Below are 12687 nucleotides of genomic sequence, written 5' to 3' on the forward strand. Positions count from 1 at the left end.
ACCCATCGATCACCCACCTGTACCGAATAGCGCATATCTGCGCCATTAGGCCGCCAGCTTACTGCGGGCGATGCGCTCGATGCCGTCGACCACGCGGTAGAGCGGGTGGGGCAGCAGCGTGACGCGCGTGATCGATCCTAACTGCTGGCTGATCGGCCCGGCGAGCAGCGCCCCGCCGCCGCCGAAGAGCAGCACCTCGCCCTGCTCGAGGTGGGCCTGCCAGCAGCGTGAGACATGCCGCACGATCTCGGCGGCGGTCGTCTCCACGCCCTCCTGGATCTCGTCCTTGACCGCGATCGGATCGCCCGCCAGGAACACGATCGGCTCGGCGCGCTGCATCGCGTGGAGCACCTGGGTCGCGTCAAGATTCCGCAGCCGGGGATGTCGGGCCTGCACGCGGCGGAGCGCGATCTCGGCGGCGGTCATCGCCCCCAGGGCCACGCCGCCCTCGGTGCCGGGGATCAGATCCAGCCCGCGCCGTCCGGTGTAGTCCGTGGTCCCGCCGCCGATGTCGAGCGCGAAGCGCTGGCGGAGCATGGTGCCGCTGGCCTGGACGCGTCCGTCCGAGGTATAGAGCAACGTGGCGATCGCGCCGATCGGCTGTGGAATGAGCAGCAGCTTGTCGATCGTGATCGTGTACTCGGTGTCGCCCCAGCGCAGCCGGTGCGTGCCGCGCAGCCGCTCCTTGAGCACGGTCTTGACCGTCTCGTTGCCGTCGTCCGCCACCGGCAGCCCTCCGGCGAACATCACCGTGGCCGTCGTCACGCCCGACGGCAGGCTGGCGACGATCGCGTAGAGGTGGAGCAGCAGGTAGGCGTCGGAGCGGACGCGCAGCGCGGCGCTGCCGACGAAGGACAGATCGTTCACGCCCACGCGCTGGGCGTCATGTCCGACAACATAGGACACCGGGGCGATCTGGGCTGGACCATCGCGATAGGTGAGCGGTCGGGGCGCGGACGTATCAGTGAAGCTGTAGCCGGTGTTTCCGGGCAGGCGCACGAGCGATGGAATGAGCGTCCAGCCCGCGCCGCTGCGAAACTTGGTGTTCACATTGCCGATGTCGGCGGTGATGAGCACCGGAGTGCCAGGGTGTGTTGCCATATCTGCCTCGTGATCAAGCGTGTTCGGCGGTGTGCAGGGCCTACCAGGCCAGCACTGCACGATGAAATCAGTGTAGCATGTCCGACGATGACCGTCAATGACAGAACATTACAGACATTGACAGACGTACGTCTGTGGTATGGGGTACTGAGGAAGCGTGCGCGGGGGGATTATGCCTCGCCGGTGAGCCGGGCTAGCTGGGCCTCAAGCCGCGCGATCGTCGCCTGTGCCTCGCGGTAGCCCTGCGCCTCCTGGCGCACGGCATCCAGCTCGGCCTGCAGCTCCTCGACTCGCTGCTGGAGTCGCTCGCGGTCTTCGAGGAGCTTCTGCTGGGCTTCGAGCCTGCCCTGGAGGCGTCCGATCTCAAGGAGCGCCGCGTCGAGCTTCTCCTGGCGATCCTGGAGGTACTGGAAGATCTCGGACGCGGGCATGATGTCCGTCGTCGGCTCGGGTGGTGCCGCATGCACCGAGCGCCCGCGCTCGGCGGACAGCCGATCGATGTCGTCGGCGTTATAAAACGTGTCGCGGCCCGATCGACGGCTGCGCAGCTTGCCCTGGACCACGTAGCGCCGGAGCTGGCGCTCGCCCAGGCCGGTTTTTTGGGTGGCTTCGCTGGTTTTGTACTCGCGCTCGAATGGCATGTCGTCTAGAGTACGTCAGGCATGGTCCGGCGTCAAGCAGGACGATCGTCCATCGGGTGGGGCACGCCCCGGATGCCCCACCAGCTCCATGCTCATGGTTTGGCGAAACGATGCACGTGGTACGGTGCGCCCGGGTGATCCGCGCCGGATCACCTCCGTGGCCCCCGCTCCGCCGGGCCGCGCTCAGACGTGTGGCGGTCCGCGCTGCCGGTACAGCCGCGCGATAGTCTGGCTCACGAGGTCGCGGGTATTGGCACGACTCCGCTGGCTCGCACGGTCACGGCTGCCCAGATGCATGTGTCTGACGGTGGTGTGCTGCTGCGCCATTACGCGGCTACTCCTTCCATGCGCCTGCGGGATCATCCTCCGTGTCGGCGGCACCACGGCCAGAATCGTCGCGTGGTGGGGTCGGCTTCGGATCATGGAATGCCTGATCGGCCTCATGGGTTGGCGGGGCATACTGCCCCGCTGCGAGCCACGGCCAGCGCCAGGCCAGCTCGGCATCCACGGTGGCCGGATTGACCAGCGGCGCGACCTGCTGCATCGTCGCGCGCTGCGTGGCGGCGACCAGCGCAAATGGCCCCGTGTAGTCGGGGTGACGACCACCTCCGGCACGCCCTCGCCCCGCATCTTACCGACCTGGCCTTCCGCGATCGCCACCTGGCACGCGCGCGATCCTCCTCGCCGTCCTGTCTGCGGCTGTCGACATGGTGTCCCTGCCGACATGCTCAACCCGACGACCCGCCCGCGCCGCCCTATGCTGCCGACCTGGTCTGCCCCCCACCCACTCCTGGCCGCGCGGACCCGGGACGCCGCCGCTGCCACCGGGGGCGCGCACGTCCGCTCCCTCGCACGCTTCGGCAGCGCGTGCTGCCCCCGGGAGTGGGATCGCGCGCGTCCCCAGGCATTGCTCCGCCTGGAACACCGTGCGCCGCGATGCATCGCTCGGCAGCAGCACTGCAGATGCAATGCAGCACAATGCAGGTGCAGGGCAGAGGCAAGGCAGGGCAGTGCCATGCAAGGCAGCCGCATGGCCGAGCAGGGCAGCCGCATAGCCGATCGCAGGGCTGGTGCATGGCTCAACCTTGCCAGGGCATGGCCGATCGCAGGGCTGGTGCAGCGCGAATCGTCGGGCGGCGTGGCCTGACCCCGGAGCCGGACGGGCCCATCCGAGCGGCGGATCGAAGACCTGTGTCGGGGGCACAGCCGCGTAGACTCGTCGGGCGTTTTTCCCGCTCTGGGCGCGGCTTTTGCCCCACGCAGTTCCAACCCGTGCGGCAGCCGTGCGCGTCCCCGTGCGGCAGCCGTGCGCGTGGTCCGTGCGCTGGCTCCTTGCGGTCCTCTTGCGCGGGTGCCGTGCGGTCCCGTCCGGCGCGTCCATGCAGATGCTCATGCCGGCGGTCCTGACGCCTCGTGCGGCAGCCCGGGCACCCAGCTCTCGCACAGCCGCGCCCAGTCCTCCAGGCTGTTGACCACGCCGGCCAGCAGGGCCAGCGGCTTCGGTGGCGTGTCCTTGAACGTCAGGTACTGCCCCCAGAGCGTGCCCCACTCCCCGTGTGCCGCCTTCTCAAAGCTGGAGATCACGCCCGCGCCGCCCGGCCAGGCGTCCTGCCACTCCCGCGCGATCTGGGCCGCGCGCTTGCCCGGCGGCACCAGAAAGACCGGCAGCACCGGCCCGCCCAGCGTCCGGGTGTAGTGCCCGGTCTCGGTCAGCTCGCGATAGGTCAGACCCTTCCCTAAGAGGATGCGCAGCGGCTCGGTGCCGCGATCAACTTCCAGCGCAAAGCGGCGCACGATATGCTGCTCGGTGGTCGGCTCGGCGTCATACCAGGGGATCGCCCAGCCGGGCGCGGTTTGCGGGCGCGGGGTCCGATGGAAGCGCAGCACGAGCAGCGCATCGAAGCGCTGGCGCTCGCGGCCATCCCCATGCCGCGCGCTGACATACTCCACCTGGCAGAGGATCGACTCCAGCAGGGGACACCGCCGCGCCGCGTCGATCACCGAGGCGCACCAGCTCGCGACCAGGAGATCATGCGTGATCTGCGCCTGTGACACCGCCGGCGCGCGCCGGTCCCGACATTGCAGGCCCGCAGAGATCTGCGGACTCGCCTCTACGTCCAGCCCTTCCAGCAGCGCTTTGCCTTCCGGCGTCAGGCCATAGATATACGGGCTTTTCGGCGGTGGCTGCCGCCTGCCGTGTCCAGCCGCGCTGGGATAGAGCTGGTTGAGGGTGACGGTGGTGCGCCAGACGCGGTGCTCCTGCACGAGCCGCTGCATGGTCCGGCGCATCGCTTCCGGCGACTGATCGGGGAAGATCAGCCGCGTGATCCAGGCGCTCGACACGAATTCGAGCCGCCCCAGCAGCCGCAGCACGGCGATAGCGCGATTATGCGCCAGCCGTCCGGGCGATACCTGACCGAGGATGGGCCAGGGGCCGCGCGCGTTGCGTGGCGAGACCTGGGTTCTGGCCGGAGGTCTGGACACGCCTAATGCCTCCAGATCGCGCGCGATTGAGCGCTGGTCGCACTGCCAGTCCTGGGCGATCCGGCACCGCTCGGCATAATCAATGGTCTTCCCCTGCTCCAAGAGCGATTGCACATAGGCGCGGCGGGCCACCGGCGTTTTCGGGGTAGGTGGTTGGGCAGCCATCTGTTAGACCTCCTCGGTGGTTGGACCAGCGGTGGGCAGCCGGCAGCGGGTGGCACGGTCAGCAGCATTTAAGATCATGAGCGTCTCCTTGATTGAGCTGGGATGGGGGATGGGGGTTCCACGCGTCGGGGCAGCACGCTCGTCAGAACCGTGGTCAGACAGTCGGGCTGATGCGTCCGCGTCGTGCGCCTGGTGCGCGCCGAGCACCGTGCTTGGTAGGGCGAGGAGCGGCCCGCAGCGCGCACCAATCGCCGGTCCCGCCACATCGAGACAGGGGTGCTCGCCACGCCGCGGAACGCGCCCACGCCCACGGCCCGGCGGCGCGGTGAACGCACCCAGGACGGGCGGCTGGTCACTGGGGCGCGTGCGGGCTGCCCAGGGTGGTTCAGGGTGTTCGACCAGATCCGTCGACGCGGCTGGCGATCCCCATCGGGTGGCACGTTTGGTAGCAGGGATGATCATCGCTTCCTCCAGGGTTCATGGTTGCTCGATGCGGATCGGTGGCCGAGCCGGTCGCTCCAGCGCGGCACGACGCGCAGGTGCGGACGGGTATCATGCTCCCCACGACCGTGGTGAGACGGTCGGGCTGATCCGCCCGTATCCGGCGCTCTCCGTTGGTGCCGAGCACGGTGCTGGGCAGGGCGAGGAGCGGCACGGGGCGCGCTCGGAGCGCCGGTCCCGACCACATCGAGCGGGGGGTCTCGACACGTACCAGATGGCGCCCGTGGCCGTCGCGGCGAGGATCACGCCTACTCCCCCTCCCGCCCCGGTGCCGCCAGCGCGTCCAGAATCGTCTGGAGCACGACCGCCGCGCGCCCGCGATACAGGCGACTGGGCAGGTGCAGCACCGCCCGCACCGCCGCCAGCTTGCGATAGAACGTCCGCTCCGACCGCGCATACCGCCGGGCCGCCGCGTCAATGGTCGGCGCATGGGCGAGCGCCACGAGGAGCGCCAGGAGGTGGGGATCGACGATCGGCGGTGGCGGCGCGGGCAGCCCGACATAGGCGGGCAGGACGTGCGCCGACCGGGTTCGGCCCACGGCCCCAGGATGCCGCAGCCAGAGCGCCAGCTCGGCGGGACTCAGGTCCTCCGACACCACCCCATAGATCGCCGGGCAGCTCGGCGCGAGCCGGTGAAGCCGTCGGTCGGTCGGCTGCGTCAGGAGGAGGGTCGGGATCTGCGCATACCGCGTTGCCAGCTCGGCGAGCACCCGCACCTGCATGCCCGGCACCAGGCCCACCGTATCGACGAGCAGCGGTCCCACGAGCGGCGGCAGCACCGGCACGCCGAGCGGCGGCGGCACGTCCTCGCGATCACCTTGGAGCAGCAGCATGTGGCCGTCGATCCCCGCCGCGTCCAGGCGTGGGATGAGGGAACGCCGCCGCGCTTGCGTCGCCACCACCGCGACGGTCACGCGCGGACGGCGCTCACCCACGCGCGGGCGCTCCTGCACGTGCATCGGCATCAGCGCCTCGCGATCGGCATCCAGGCCACGGAGGACGGCACCCACAGCAGCGTGACGAGCGGATCGCCCAGGATGCCGAAGCTAAAGGCCAGGTCGGCGTGTTCCCCGCGCGCCACCACCGCCCGCAGCCCGGCCAGATGCGCAGATCCCAGCGTGCGCTCGCCATGCGGGGCAAAGAGCTGTGGCAGCAACCCGTCGAGCAGCCGCGCGTGGCCGGTGTTCACCCCTTGCCCGGTTGCGGACAGGCTGGCGATCACCCCGCCGCCCCCATGCAGGAGCAGGCGCTCGTCGGTCGTCATCAACGTGGGATTGGCAAAGTCCCCGCTGAGGCAGGTCAGGCTGAGCAGGATCGGCAGCCGCGCGCCATTCGTCCGCGCGTCCGCGTCGTAGAGGTACCAGAGGTAGGGCGTGGGCGCGCTCGGCGTCGTCTCGGCCCATTGCCAGGCCGAGCCATGCCCGACATAGATCCACAGCGCCGCGCCTGGCTCTGTTCCCGTCGGCAAGGGCGGGCAGGCGCGGTCATAGGGCGACCCGCCATCCAGCGCGCGGAAGAGGCGGCAGCGCAGCTCCGCCACATCCCGATAGAAGCCGTCACCCGTCGGACGATCCGGGGCGTAGGAGAAGCGCTGCGCGTGCATGCCACGCGGGAGGAGCTTCACCGCCCGTTCCGCTGTCGCCACAAAGCTGCCTGCCGGATCGGCGCGACCATCCGCCTCGCGGTCGTTGTCCGTCAGCAGCAGCGCCTGCATCCGCCAGCGGCCGGCGGGCGGCGCGGTGAGATACTGCGCCGTCTTGCGCACGATCGTCTGCGCCTCTCCCAGCGAGCGGGCCGGCAGCCGTCCGATCGGCAGATCCGGCAGCGGATCGGCGAGCGGATCAGTCGTGTCCAGGCGGGTGTAGCAGGTGTCACAGGCGATCTCGCCGCGTACGGGGTCGGCGTCCACGAGGTAAGGCGGGATCAGGGTCGGGTCCGCGTCGCCCGGCTCCACGCGCATGCGGGCGGTTCCGGCGCCAATGAGCAGCACGGCCCGCGGCGCAGGCTGCCACTGCACGAAGGCGGTGCGGATCAGGCTGCGGATCGCCTCGGGATCGCGCGCGCCGTAGCTCCAGGCGTCATACGCCGTCTGGACATCGACCACGCCCACGACCTCGCCGCGCTGCTCGTGGACGGCGATCAGCGGATCGAGCGCCGGTCGGAGCGTATGGTGCGTGACGATGAGATAGGTCGCGCCCGTCTGACCCGGCGCTGGTCCCGCGCCTGGATCGAACCCCGGCCCGCGCTCGACGATTGGCGTGTGCGGTGTGACCGAAAAGGCCGGGCGCACATCCGGCAGCGCCACCCAGTCAAGCAGCACGGTATCGGGCTGGGCGCCTGTCATTGTGACATCAAGCTGAAGGACGCCCGGCAGGACCGTGAACGGGAGCCGCACCGTGCCCAGATGTGCCGCCGCCCCCTGCCACGTCAGCGGATCGAGCGCGCGACCATTGGCGCTAAGGGTGAGCGTGTGCGCCTGCGCCGTCGTGCCCACCACGGCGAGCTGCACGCGCGTCCCGGCTGGGGCGCTCACGGGCAACGCCAGCGCGATGCTGGTCCGATCGCGCTCCGTCCCGCGGACCAGCGCGCGGCCATACCAGCGGTCGCCGTTCAGCGACGGCCAGCGCGTCTGGTAGAGCACGTCCTCCTCCCAGCGCAGCGGATCGCCGGGCGCGCGCTGGGGCGTGCCGCGCAGCCCTGGCGTGTCCTCCAGTGACAGCCAGGACACCGACTCGCGGCTATACCGACTCGGGTTCAGGTGGCCGATGAACTGAAGCACATCACCCACATCCAGGCGGCCATCGCCGCCGTCGCGGAGGTCCAGGGGCACCTCCTGCCCGTGCTGCCACAGGTGGATGCGGTTGGGATCGAGAGTCGCCAGATCCCAGCCTGCCGCTTGAAGCGCCGCCGCGTCGATCTGCTGAAGCCCGGCCTCGGTCACGCGCACGCGGAGCGCGTGCGGATCGGCGACCAGGGGGTTGGCGATGAGCGGCGCGGCGGCAATGCTCGGAGCCGGGACACGGATGGCGCTCAGGAGCAGCAGGATCAGCATGAAGCAGCAACGCATCGTCTTCCCCCTAACCCTGCATCCGCTGCTCGAGCAGCCGCGCGCGATCCGCCAGCCGCAGCGCCAGCTCCTGCGCGTGCTCGCTCACGGCCTCCGCCGCCGCCGCCAGCGCCCGCAGCGCGCCGGGATCGGTGAGCACCGCCACGGGCAGCCTGCCATCGGGACAGCGCGGCACGAGCATCGCCCAGGCGCTCGTGAGAGCATCCAGCGTCGCCGTCAGCCCCTCGGCATTCCCATCCAGCGCGGCGACGGGCGCAAGCGCGGCGTCAAGCTGGGCCAGGGCCAGATCCGCCTGATCGGCGCGCAGCAGCTCGGCGATCAGGCCCAGGAACGGGGGCAGCACGTCGGCCTGCTGCGCAGCGGCGGCCAGCAGTGGGTGATGGTCGGGCATGGCCGCGCGCAGCGCGGCGCGCTCGGCGCTGGTCAGCAGCAGCGGCGGGGTGGTTGGTGTGGTGATGGGCATCAGAGATACCTCCAGAAGACATGACGGGATGGCGGAACGGTCAGCGGCGGAGCGGCGACCACGCGCAGGGCGGCGAGCGCGGCATGGGCCTCGGCGAGGGCAGCATGGGACGCTGGGAGCGGGTGCGCCCGATCCCAGCACGCGGCGGCGCGTGGGCCGGAATCGACCAACTCAGCCAGGCTGCACCACGCGCTGTACATGAGCGTGGCGCCCAGACGGCGGGCAGCCTGCCGCAGGAGCCGACGATCGCGGGCCAGGTGCATGCTCACCACGATCCGGCCCGTCAGCAGCGCCGCGAGCGGCGGCCACACCACCGCGCGCGGCGGCGCGTCCGGGCACGCGGGCCGGATGCGCGTGTGCAGCAGCACGTGACCGTGCCGGTCGAGGAGCGCCACCGCACGGATCGCGCGTCCCGTCGCCTCGGTCGCCAGGATGACCAGGCGGTCGTCCGCGAGCAGCGCGCGGGCCGTGGTCGGGCAGGAGACGGTGCGTGTCATCGCCAGCCGCCGTACGCCAGCCCCTGCTCCAGCACCACCTGCACGCGAATGGGCTGCCGCGTCTGCTGCTGCAAGGTCTGGGCGATCAGCGGCGCGTACGTGGCCGCCACCTTGTCGCGTGCGAAGATGTTCGGCGTGCCGACGATCGCCTCACCCGATGCCAGATCGAGCAGCGCCGTCTCGTGCAGCCAGGTCGCGTAGTCCTGCGCGGGCACGTGCTCCGACAGCCGCTGCTGCACCGTGCTCCAGAGCTGCTGCCACGCCTGCTGCTCGGCGGAGATCGGCGGGGGTGGGGGCGGCGGGGGCGGGGGCGGCGCTTGCGGGTGGGACGCGCGCCGCGCTCGGAGCTGGGGATGCGCGTGCGGCAACTGCCCGGAGCGGATGCCCCAGGTCAGCCAGGCGGCGCGGTTGTGCAGCGCGTCCGCGCGGGCGTCGGCCTCGGCGATCCAGGCGCGGAGGTAGTCCGCAGTCATGCCCGGCGTGAGCAGCGTCACGCTGACCCCGGCCTGCCTGAGCAGCGCGCGGCGGGGATCGTCGGCAGCGCGCGCGGGTACGGCACCCGCCCACGGCAGCGGCGGCTGCGCGCCCCGGGCCCGCCAGGCGAGCGCGCGGCGGAGGGCAGCGGGCGACACGCGCGGCGGGGGCTGCTGCTGCCAGCGTTCCACCACCTGCCAGCACCCCTCCGGCTGGGATGCAAACAGCGCATGGAGCGTCAGGTAGTCGGCGCGGCCAACATCGCGTAGCCCGGCCTCCCGCCCGATCTGGCGGTAGGCGTGCAGGAAGGCATGCCAGTCGCGGCCTGTAGGCGGCTGGGGGAGCAGCGTCGGCGCGAGCGCACGTGCCTGCTGCACGCCCGCCTGGAACGTGTCGTTCGTGATCGCGTCGCCGAAGGTGCGCGGACGATCCGGGAGCGCCATCACCGCTCGGAGCGCCGCGAGCACCACGCCGACGGGGATCTGCTGGCGCTTGAAGCGGCGCTCGGCGGCCTTCTTCTCGCCCGGCGTGTGGGGGTAGCGCGTGTCGCTGCCGGTCAGGATGCGGTGGACCTCGCGCCAGAAGGCCAGATCCTGCCGCGTGCTGGCGAGCTCCTCGGCGCGCAGGTGTCGCGCGACGCACGGCACGTTGCCGCTGTCGCTGGCGGTTTCGTTAACGGAGTCGTTTCCTGAATCCTTCGTTAACGATTCCTCCGTTAACGATCGATCCGGGAGCGACACGTCCCGATCCGGCAGCGACACCAGCGCGGGCGGCTCCTGGGGCCGATCGACGCAGCGTGTCGCTCGTGGATCGTGATCGGCAGCGACAGGCAATTGATCAGCCAGCGACAGGGGGTGCGGTGTCGCCCGCGGATCGGGATCGCCAGCGACAGGTCGCTGATCCGGCAGCGACAGCGTACGGGGTGTCGCTCGTGGATCGGGATCACGAGCGACACGCGGCTGATCCGGCAGCGACAGGGGGTGCGGTGTCGCTCGTGGTTCAGGATCACGAGCGTCCGACGGCGACACACTGGCGACACAACGGCGACAGAGTGGCGACAGATCGGCGACAGGCGCAGCACACGGGACCGCGCGCGCCTCGGTCGCGGGACTCGTCTCCGGCGCGGCGGCAGGCGGAAGTGGCGATCCACCGAGATCACCGCTCCCGGCACCGCCCGTGCCGCCATCTCCATCCTCCGGCTCCTCATTCGGGCGCTCCTCCTGATCCCGCTGCGCCCGCGCGCGCTGCGCCTGCGCGACCCAGGCCCGCACCCGGCGGCGATACACCCGGAGCGCCGCTGTCCCATGGAGCTGCGTAAAGAGCCGCGTCCAGCGCGCATCGTTCAGCAGGCGCGGCACGAGATCCGGCCACGCGCCGTCGGCGTAGAAGCGATACGCGGGCTCCGCGTTCTGCACGATCCCGCCTTGGCTCAGCACCCGCACCGCCGCCTGGGCAATGGCGTGCTCCGGGTGCGTCGGATCGAGCGCAGGCATCAGCGCCGTGAGCACCCGATCGAGCACGCCCCAGTCGAGCACGCGCGGAGGCGGGTCGGCGGCGGGCACGGCATGGGGCGGCACCCACGGCGGGCGCTGGAGCAGCCCCGCCGCCGTCAGCAGGTAGAGCGACCCGACGACCTGCCACGGCTCGGGGAGGCCCAGCCGCGCCTGGAGCACGGTAGCGGAGGGCATCGTCGGCGTCCGGCGCTGTGCCTGCTGGTGCGCCGCCAGATCGGTGAGATAGGCGTAGAGAAAGACCCCGGTCATGCCGACGAGCGGCGTCCAGTCCAGCGTCACGAGCGGGGGGGTGTGGTCGGGCGTCAGGGGTGGTTGGTTGGTCGTCATCTTATGCCTCCTCGCGCGCCTGCGCCAGCCGCAGCTCGGCGGCGATCCGCGGCGGTAGCTCGTTGATCAGGTGGTACACCCGGCTGTCCTCATAGAGATGGCGCGCGACGAACGAGGCCACGATCGCCCGGCGCTCCCAGCCCTGGAGGAACAAGGTCAGCACCTCGGCGTGGAGTGGCGCGCGTACCCGCCAGGACGCGGCGATCTGGTGCAGCCGTCGATGCGCCGCGCGGGCACCGCCCAGCGCGCGGACGAGCCGCCGCGCCGCCGCCTGCTGCTCTGGCTGCGCCCGCGTCGCCCGACGCAGCGGGTAGTGTGTGAGCCAGCCGAGCAGCAGCGCCACATCCGCCGTGCTCCAGAGCGGGACCTGCGCCGCCTCGACGGCGTGAACGACGCGCAGCGCGGCCCGCTGATACGCCTGCGTCGCCCGGTCAGTGGGCGGGAGCGCGGCCGGATAGGTCGCGAGCCGCGCGAGGCGCGCCCGCATGGCCTGCGTCAGCGGGCGATGCAGCACGAGGTGGCAGCCGGCCAGGTACGCCTCGGCGTCCAGGTCGGGAGCCGACGTGCTCGTCAGGCCGACGAGCCACGCGGGATGCAACACACCGCGCGTCATCTGCTCAGCGAGCACGGCGGCGAGCTGCGGCGCGGCCAGCTCAGGAAAGCCCGGCGCGTGGGCGTGGAGATCGAGCAGGATGAGCGTCAGGCGCGGCGGCGCGGCGGCGGCCAGGCGGCGGACGGCCCGATCATAGCCGTCGAGCAGCGTCGGCACCGGGCTGACGGCAACGCCTGCCGCGCGCAACGCGGCGTGCAGCCCGGTCGATCCGATCGCGAGCATGTGTGGGGGGATCGCGGGCAGCTGGTGTGCTGCCACGGTCGCTTGCACCGGGGGGTGGGCGGCGCTGGGGAGTGGGGCGGCCTGCTTGAGTTGGTCGTCGCCATGCTGAGGGGCGCGGGGCATCACGACGGCCTGGGCCGAGCCGACAGGCGGCAGTGGGCGCTGCGCGCTGCTCATGCGGCACCTCCGTCATCCGCCGATGGCGTGGCGCGGGCTGCCCGCCAGGCGGCGAGGCGCTCCCGACCGGCGGGTGTGATCTCCAGCTTCGCGGGCCAGCCCGGCTGGGTGATGGTGATGCGGAGCAGGCCCGCCTGCTCCAGGCCATGCAGGGCGTTGTGGGCGACCGAGGGCGCGGACAGGCCCAGCGCGCGGGCGATGATCCGCTGCGAGGGTGACGCGGCGTGCTGCTGCTGGAAGGTGTCAATCTGATCGAGGACGGCGAGCCGGTCATACCGCCGCTGGACGCGGCGGGGCGCAGGCTCCGGTTCGGTTAACATACTGCTGCCTTTCGGGTAGGCAGCCGGGGACGGCGGATTGTCGGATGCCACAGGGCATGCTACAATCCACCGCGTAGAGCGACCGCTCTACGTCCGGCTGCGCGGCTCTCGTGTCAGTTGG

The 12687-nt window shown here is 71.3% G+C and carries 13 protein-coding genes; 1 reads left to right on the forward strand and 12 read right to left on the reverse strand.

The features are described from left to right. Positions 1 to 45: 45 nt before the first annotated feature. The 4 genes from VFZ66_13660 to VFZ66_13675 all read right to left on the reverse strand — a co-directional run bounded on the left by VFZ66_13660 (position 46) and on the right by VFZ66_13675 (position 2286). Positions 46 to 1101 (reverse strand): ParM/StbA family protein, encoded by a 1056-nt coding sequence (locus VFZ66_13660; GenBank protein HEX6290234.1) that lies wholly within the window; start codon positions 1099 to 1101, stop codon positions 46 to 48. Positions 1102 to 1271: 170 nt separating this feature from the next. Further along, entirely contained in the window at positions 1272 to 1742 is a 471-nt protein-coding gene (locus tag VFZ66_13665) for a MerR family transcriptional regulator (GenBank protein ID HEX6290235.1), read from the reverse strand. A 183-nt stretch (positions 1743 to 1925) separates the two neighbouring features. Beyond that, entirely contained in the window at positions 1926 to 2069 is a 144-nt protein-coding gene (locus VFZ66_13670; GenBank protein ID HEX6290236.1) for a hypothetical protein, read from the reverse strand. Between the two features lie 7 nt (positions 2070 to 2076). After that, positions 2077 to 2286, reverse strand: coding sequence for a hypothetical protein (locus VFZ66_13675; protein ID HEX6290237.1), 210 nt, complete (start codon positions 2284 to 2286; stop codon positions 2077 to 2079). A gap of 471 nt (positions 2287 to 2757) precedes the next feature. Between VFZ66_13675 and VFZ66_13680 the strand changes: the two genes are divergently transcribed. Further along, positions 2758 to 2889 carry a hypothetical protein gene (locus tag VFZ66_13680; GenBank protein HEX6290238.1) on the forward strand — a complete coding sequence of 44 codons (132 nt, stop codon included), beginning with the start codon at positions 2758 to 2760 and terminating at the stop codon, positions 2887 to 2889. Between the two features lie 242 nt (positions 2890 to 3131). On the opposite strand, the gene VFZ66_13685 is transcribed toward VFZ66_13680, so the two are convergent. The 8 genes from VFZ66_13685 to VFZ66_13720 form a co-directional block, all read right to left on the reverse strand. Continuing rightward, positions 3132 to 4391 (reverse strand): replication-relaxation family protein, encoded by a 1260-nt coding sequence (locus VFZ66_13685; protein HEX6290239.1) that lies wholly within the window; start codon positions 4389 to 4391, stop codon positions 3132 to 3134. A gap of 749 nt (positions 4392 to 5140) precedes the next feature. Beyond that, positions 5141 to 5857: a hypothetical protein gene (locus VFZ66_13690; protein ID HEX6290240.1), complete on the reverse strand. Its 717-nt coding sequence runs from the start codon at positions 5855 to 5857 to the stop codon at positions 5141 to 5143. Further along, positions 5857 to 7959 carry a C25 family cysteine peptidase gene (locus VFZ66_13695; GenBank protein ID HEX6290241.1) on the reverse strand — a complete coding sequence of 701 codons (2103 nt, stop codon included), beginning with the start codon at positions 7957 to 7959 and terminating at the stop codon, positions 5857 to 5859. The genes VFZ66_13690 and VFZ66_13695 overlap by 1 nt, the downstream gene beginning before the upstream one ends. A gap of 10 nt (positions 7960 to 7969) precedes the next feature. After that, a complete protein-coding gene (locus tag VFZ66_13700; protein HEX6290242.1) occupies positions 7970 to 8422 on the reverse strand; it encodes a hypothetical protein in 453 nt (150 codons plus the stop codon). Beyond that, on the reverse strand, positions 8422 to 8919 hold the full coding sequence (locus VFZ66_13705) for a hypothetical protein (GenBank protein HEX6290243.1): 498 nt from the start codon (positions 8917 to 8919) through the stop codon (positions 8422 to 8424). Before VFZ66_13705 ends, VFZ66_13700 begins: the two co-directional genes overlap by 1 nt. Then, complete coding sequence (locus VFZ66_13710; GenBank protein HEX6290244.1) at positions 8916 to 11234, reverse strand: DnaA N-terminal domain-containing protein; 2319 nt, start codon at positions 11232 to 11234, stop codon at positions 8916 to 8918. The genes VFZ66_13705 and VFZ66_13710 overlap by 4 nt, the downstream gene beginning before the upstream one ends. 1 nt (position 11235) lies before the next feature. Beyond that, the gene (locus VFZ66_13715) at positions 11236 to 12246 is read right to left on the reverse strand and encodes a hypothetical protein (GenBank protein HEX6290245.1); all 1011 of its coding nucleotides are present in this window, start codon (positions 12244 to 12246) and stop codon (positions 11236 to 11238) included. Beyond that, positions 12243 to 12566: a hypothetical protein gene (locus VFZ66_13720; GenBank protein HEX6290246.1), complete on the reverse strand. Its 324-nt coding sequence runs from the start codon at positions 12564 to 12566 to the stop codon at positions 12243 to 12245. Before VFZ66_13720 ends, VFZ66_13715 begins: the two co-directional genes overlap by 4 nt. Between the last annotated feature and the right edge of the window lie 121 nt (positions 12567 to 12687).

It is taken from the genome of Herpetosiphonaceae bacterium (genome assembly GCA_036374795.1).
Taxonomy (GTDB): Bacteria; Chloroflexota; Chloroflexia; order Chloroflexales; family Kallotenuaceae; genus LB3-1.